A 2,200-nucleotide genomic window follows, 5' to 3' on the forward strand; every position below is an offset into this window, starting at 1 on the left:
AGCGGGAAGGTCGAAGCCAACAACCGAGACCGGCTTATCAGTGGCGGGTGCCTGAGCGACCTCGAGTGTATAGACGGGCGCGGACCAGTAGAGACGCTCGGCGATGCGCGAAAGACCGAATCCGCCGATACATCGCTTCTGGCTCTCGGGAGTGCCCTCTCTCACAATAACGACGGCATCGAGCGGACGGCGACGGCGTAGTCTCCGAAGTTGCTTGAGCCGTGCTGCGTCAGGTTCACCTCCCTTGCTGCTTTGATTCCACAAGAGGACCGCCGCGTCGGAACTATGCCAGCCCTGCTGAACAAGTCCAGGAAGCAGGCGGTTGACTGTTAGCGCATCGCCGGCGAGCAGGAACCACGGCTTGTGATAGCGCCAGTCACGTTGCTCCTCTTGAAGCGCTTTGACCATCGCGTGGAGCCCGCTCTCCTGTGCGATGTCGCCCCGAGAGGGGGGCGAGGAACTCTTCATCTGCGGGTCGCTCGCTTGATCGGGCCTCCCGAGTCGGGCGTGCAATTCCTGTACCTTGAGCAAGACCCACTCGTAATAGCTAGCGAGGATCAGAGATACGACGCATGCTGTCGCCAAGGCACCGACTGCCATTCTGGCTTGGAGCGGCGACAAGCCGAGCCGCGCACCTTCAAACCAAACCGCAGCGCCCACGGCGCTGAAGAGGGCGAGTATCGCGAGTCGAAGGTAAATCGTCACACCTGACGACCTGGATGAGTTCATGATTGCTTGCGGCACACAAGTGCGGTGATTTGGTCGCCTTCCTGGGCGATAAAGAGTTGGGAGGATCCCGTCCGTGCAGCTCGGTCGGCGGCCAGCGCGACACCTAACCACGGCGCCGCGTAGCCGCAGTCACCAATGGTGTTGTGCAGATCGATCCAGGTGGCGTTGTCACCTGCAACAGATGTCGATCGGAGTTGTGTCATGACTTCGCTCGTCAATGCACTGCTCCAAACGACGCCAATGTCGGTGGCATTGCTCCGGCCCCATCGGGTCGCCAAAGCACTGACCTCACTTGCGGATGTCGCATCGCCCATGGCGGGCCGGTGCAGATGCAGTCCGGCGGCAGTCGACACGTCATCGGATGGTGGACCGATGAGCAGCGCGACACCGGCTTCCGCGGAACATTCGGGGAGCTCTTCACTAATTGCCCGGCGCAGTTGGATTGCGACGAGCAGTTGAGCTTGGGCTGGCGAAAGATCATCGGCCCACGCGTCGATGTTGGACAACGTGAGCGCGTCGRTCTCCTTCGACATGGCTATGGAAAGGTCAGGGAACCAATCCCGAAGTCTTTCTCCTATACCCGCACATACCTCTTCGGGCGCCAGGGACGACGCGACAATCGGTCGAACGCGTACGCGTGTGCCAGGGGCCAACCTTCCGAGATCGCCGCGCAATGGGTCGAGGAGATCGTCTATCAACCAGCCGGAAATGACTTCATGCCGGGAATGTTCCGAGAGTTCGTTGCCCGGATAGAACGGCTTTTCTGGAATGGCGATCCAGCGCGCTGTCGTTGCGGACTTTGGAAATGCGGCGCTAGTTCGTGCCGCCATTCCGACGTCGCCTGCGACAATTGCGTTGACGTTGTTCTCCATATCGTCGGCAGAAAAGCGCCAGGCATGCCCGAGGAGTGCGAGCGGCCTGCTTGCTTGCGCATGACATGCCAGCTCGTATCGCTCACTCACTTCATTCTTCGCGAAGGCAACGCTGCGGCGGGCATGTGCGCCTGCCAGCGTAGTGCTCCAGAGGAATATCCATGCAAGTAGCGGATAACCAACGATACGAACCCAAAACCAAGCGGTATCAGTCGGTCGGGATGTAGGCCACATATAGAGCGCAAGGATTGCTCCGCCACCAACGATGGCGACGAAGAGCGCTGTCCATTTCGTGACTGACCATCGTGGCAGCTCGGGCACCACGGTCTTGGGCGGGATGCGTCGGAAATCAATAGGCATCGGTCCCACCCGCCGCAGTGAAGTCCATCATGTTCATAACACGCTCCCTCATGTCTTACTTCGCCTTCCGTTCAAGTACTCGTTCTGGGATGTCCTGAATCCCCTCGTTGATTGCATGTTCGTAGTACTCGAGATATGTCCGCGAGGAGATGGTCTCGTGACCTGATTCCCAGTAGGCATCTGCGAGGTTCAATTTTGCGTCCTGCACGGCTTGAAATCTTGCGACTATATTCTGGAGA

3 protein-coding genes are annotated in these 2,200 nt (G+C 59.2%); all 3 read right to left on the reverse strand.

Going from position 1 to position 2,200, the window contains the following annotated elements; genetic code table 11:
* On the reverse strand, positions 1 to 408 hold a 408-nt coding region (locus tag AC1DPR_RS31590), incomplete at its 3' end, for a hypothetical protein (RefSeq protein ID WP_477817979.1).
* Between the two features lie 317 nt (positions 409 to 725).
* Positions 726 to 1,961: a hypothetical protein gene (locus AC1DPR_RS31595; protein ID WP_477817980.1), complete on the reverse strand. Its 1,236-nt coding sequence runs from the start codon at positions 1,959 to 1,961 to the stop codon at positions 726 to 728.
* A gap of 55 nt (positions 1,962 to 2,016) precedes the next feature.
* Positions 2,017 to 2,200: hypothetical protein (locus AC1DPR_RS31600; RefSeq protein WP_477817981.1), on the reverse strand; the 184-nt coding region annotated here is incomplete at its 5' end.

The organism is Rhizobium sp. 01T417 (assembly GCF_056398905.1).